Genomic DNA, 3,703 nt, shown 5'->3' on the forward strand with positions numbered 1-3,703 from the left:
CAGCAGTTCGGTCTTGGGCACCGCGCGCCCGTCCGCGCGCAGCAGGTACTCCAGGACGGAGAGTTCGCCCGGCGTGAGGGCGATGGCTCGACCGGCCCGCCGGACGGCGCGGGTGGCCGGGTCCAGGGTCAGATCGCCGGCCGTGAGCAGCGCAGGGCGTGGGGTGGCGGCGCGCCGCAGCAGAGAGCGCATGTGAGCCAACAGGACCGGGTAGGCGAAGGGCTTGGTGAGGTAGTCGTCCGCGCCCAGATCCAGGCCTTCTGCCTGGTCGAGGTCGGCGTCCATGGCAGTGAGCATGAGGATGGGCGTCCAGTTCCCGGCTTCCCGCAGGCGGGAGCAGATCTGATAGCCGTCGAGGCCGGGGAGCATGACGTCGAGGATGATCAGGTCGAAACCGTGCTCGGTGGCCTGCCACAGGCCCTCGGTGCCGTCGGCGGCGAGTACGACGGCATAGCCCTCGGCACGCAGCCCCCAGGTCAAGGAGGCGCCGAGGGTGTCGTCGTCTTCGATCACGAGGATGCGCATGGTTCAAGCCTGAGCGGTAGCCGTGCAGCCCGCGTCCCCGGGGCCGCCCGGCAAGGCGACCAGCTTGCCGGTTGCGGGGATGGTGAGCTGGAGGGCGAGGCCGGTGTGGTCGGGGCGGGCTGAGGTCAGTCGGGCTCCGGCAGGCAGTCCCGCCAGGGCGACGGTGTGGGGCGTGAAGCCCGAGGCAAGGCCGGCGCCGCCGGGTGTGTCGGCCACGGCGCTGACGGGCAGGGCCCGGCCGAGGAAGGAGACGGTGGTCGGGGTGAGGGCGATGCTGTGGGCGGTGGTGATGCGCGCGGTCACGGTCAGCGGCAGGCCGGAACTCCCCGCGGTTGTGGTGAGCGTCAGGTCGGTGCCGTCCGTGCCCATGGTCATGAGGGCGGCTGCGGCGTCCAGATGCCGGGACAGCGCGGTGTACGGGACGGTGGCGGAGGCGCTGCCGCCGGTGGTGGTGCCGTGGGTGGTGACGCCGTGCAACGTGGCGACGATGTTGCTGAGCCGGAGGCCGGCGTGCTGGATGCCGTCGGCGATGACGCGGACGGTGCCGAAGGTGCCGGTGAGCGTGTCCGGGCCGGCCAGGGAGCCGGTGAGCCGGACGGTGACCGCTCCGCTGGGGTGGAGCTTGTGGCGGACTGCGAGAGCGATGCGCTGTTGCGCGGTGCCGGTGACCAGGATGTCGGAGGTGCCGGCGGTGGTTGCGCCAGCCGCTGCGAGAGCGGTGGCGATGATCACTGGAGTACGGCGCAGTTTCATGGCCGGGGCTTTCGGTCCGGGGCGGCAGGCCACAAGGCACGGCCCCCGGGCACTGGTGCCGCGTCGCGCCAGTGCCCGGGGTGCCTCTCGCTGCATGGGGTCGGTGAGCTGCGGGGAGTGGCGGACCCCGGAGTCGGATCACGGGAGTGCCGGGGGTCCGCCGGTCATGTGGACGCGTGCGCTCAGGCGCGCAGCGGCGGCACAGTCCCGGCGCGGTCGAGGAGGTCGTCGTCGTGGTCGTCCAGGTCCGCATGGTCGACGGAAGCCGCGGGCTTGATCCGCAGGGCCTTCGCGGCCCAGGCGGGCAGGTACCAGTTGGCTCTGCCGAACAGCACCACCAGGGCGGGGGTGAGCAGGGTGCGCACCACCACGGCGTCGATGAGGACACCAGCGGCCATGCCGGTGGCCATCATCTTGATGGTCACGTCGGGGGCGGAGGACAGCGAGAGCAGTGCCAGGAAGAGAATCAGCGCCGCGCTGGTGACCAGCCGTCCGGTGCGGGAAATGCCTTCGACCACGGCCCCGTTGGTGTCCCCGGTGCGGTCGAAGGCCTCGCGGACCCGGGCCAGGATGAACACCTCGTAGTCCATCGAGACGCCGAAGAGGAAGCCGAACAGCAGCATCGGCACCAGGGGGCTGATCGATCCGGTCGCGGGGATCCCCCACAGGGTGTTGGAGCCGTAGCCCAGTTGCCAGACCAGTACCAGCGCGCCGTAGGCGGCGCCGACGGAGAGCACGTTGAGAGCGACGGCCTTGGCGGGAAGCAGCAGCGAGCGCATGCCACGGGCCAGCAGGACGAAGGTGACCAGGGCGACGACGCCGAGCAGCACCGGGAGCCATTGGATCATGATGTGCGTGATGTCGGTGTTCTGGACGTCCTCGCCGCCGATCAGGGCGTCGTGCGGGGCAGCGGCGCGCAGATCGGACACGACGGATCCGGCGTGGGAGGTGCCGACCTCCGTCTTGGGCAGCCCCATGATCACCGAGCTGTCGCTGTGCTGCCAGGCGGGGGTGTCCGCGACCAGGACGCCGTGCATCAAGGGCAGGCTCCGCAGGGTCGCGGCCGTGGCGGCGGGGTCCGCGTCGGCGGGCAGTTGGACCGGAACCGAAGTGAGGATCCCGGAAGGGAAGCCGTCGTGCTGCAGGGCGACCAGGCCCTGTTGCGCGGGGCCGGCGGGGGAGAGTGAGGTGACGGCGGGCTGGTTCATATTGATGGTCAGTCCGAAGGCGCACAGCGCACCGAGGACGGCGGCGCCCGCGGCGGCGGCGAGCTTGGGCCGCCTGACGATCGCCTGCGCGGCGTTCGTCCACATCGTTCCCGGGCCGGTGCTCTTGCGCTTGCGCAGCCGGATCCTGTCCATGCGCGGTCCGGCGCTGGACAGCAGCAGCGGGACGACGGTCAGCGCGACCAAGGCGGCGATGGACGGGATGAACAGACCCGACATGCCCACGCCTTGGAGGAACGACACCGGCACGACCATGAGGGCGAACAGGCCCAGGGAGGCGATCAGGGCACTGAAGGCGACCGAGTGGCCGGCTTTGCGCAGTGAGCGGATCACCGCCGTCTTGTTGTCGGCGCCCGCGTCGCGTTCCTCGCGCCAGCGGTTGACCAGCAGAAGGGCGTAGTCGACGGAGAGGCCAAGGCCCAGCAGGGCGACGATGAACTGGACGGAGGGGTTGATCGCGATGCTGGTGACGTAGGTCAGGCCCCAGATGGCAAGTTGCATGGTCAGCACCGAGATGATCGCCGAGATGAGCGGCAGGACGGCCAGCGCCGATCCGAAGACCCAGGCCAGAACGACGAGCGCGAGGCCGATGCCCACGAGGATCTCACTCAGTACGCTGCCGCCGGAGGCACCGCCGCCGGCGCTGAGCTGCTCTACACCGGTCACCTGGACTGTGGCCCCCGGAACGGCGTGGGTGATCGCAGAGCCCATGGCGTCCGTCACCTGCTGCGGTACCGGATCGCCCATATGCGGGGGATAGACCATCACCAGGGTGGAGGTCCCGCCTGTGCCGACCAGGGAGCGGTCCCCGGTGTTGGCGTAGGACAGGTAGCGCACCTGCGGCACCGACGCGGCGACCCTGTCCGCGGCTGCCAGGCCGCCCTTCACCCTCGGGCTGTCCACGGTGGTGCCCTGCGGCAGGCCGACCACCAGCACGCTGGGCCGGGCGGCGACCCCGCCGTACTCCTTCTGCAGGGCCTGGTTCGCGGTGTAGCTGGCGGCGCTGATCGTGGTGCCGCTCTTGAGACGGCCGGACACGTGCGGCGCCATGAGCACCCCGACGACGGTGACGGCGACCCAGGCCACGGCCACCCAGATCCGATGCCGCATCACGAATGCGGCGAAGCGTTGCATGACTGGATACCTCCACGAGCGGGTGCGGCCCGCAGTCACGGACCTTTCACGCATGCCGAAGGTAG

At 70.8% G+C, this 3,703-nt stretch carries 3 protein-coding genes; all 3 read right to left on the reverse strand.

What is annotated here, in order from left to right; genetic code table 11:
- A partial coding sequence (locus AQI95_RS44010) for a response regulator transcription factor (protein ID WP_067137101.1) occupies nucleotides 1–525 on the reverse strand: 525 nt, incomplete at its 3' end.
- 3 nt (nucleotides 526–528) lie between these two features.
- Nucleotides 529–1,278 carry an LmeA family phospholipid-binding protein gene (locus AQI95_RS44015; protein ID WP_159056782.1) on the reverse strand — a complete coding sequence of 250 codons (750 nt, stop codon included), beginning with the start codon at nucleotides 1,276–1,278 and terminating at the stop codon, nucleotides 529–531.
- 182 nt (nucleotides 1,279–1,460) lie between these two features.
- The gene (locus AQI95_RS44020; protein ID WP_067137105.1) at nucleotides 1,461–3,638 is read right to left on the reverse strand and encodes an MMPL family transporter; all 2,178 of its coding nucleotides are present in this window, start codon (nucleotides 3,636–3,638) and stop codon (nucleotides 1,461–1,463) included.
- Between the last annotated feature and the right edge of the window lie 65 nt (nucleotides 3,639–3,703).

Origin of the sequence: Streptomyces yokosukanensis, from assembly GCF_001514035.1 — a bacterium.
Classification (GTDB): Bacteria; Actinomycetota; Actinomycetes; order Streptomycetales; family Streptomycetaceae; genus Streptomyces; species Streptomyces yokosukanensis.

Bases quoted from the DNA above. Each gene is read 5' to 3' on its own strand.
- AQI95_RS44015 (WP_159056782.1), bottom strand. From the start codon at position 1,278: ATGAAACTGCGCCGTACTCCAGTGATCATCGCCACCGCTCTCGCAGCG.
- AQI95_RS44020 (WP_067137105.1), bottom strand. From the start codon at position 3,638: ATGCAACGCTTCGCCGCATTCGTGATGCGGCATCGGATCTGGGTGGCC.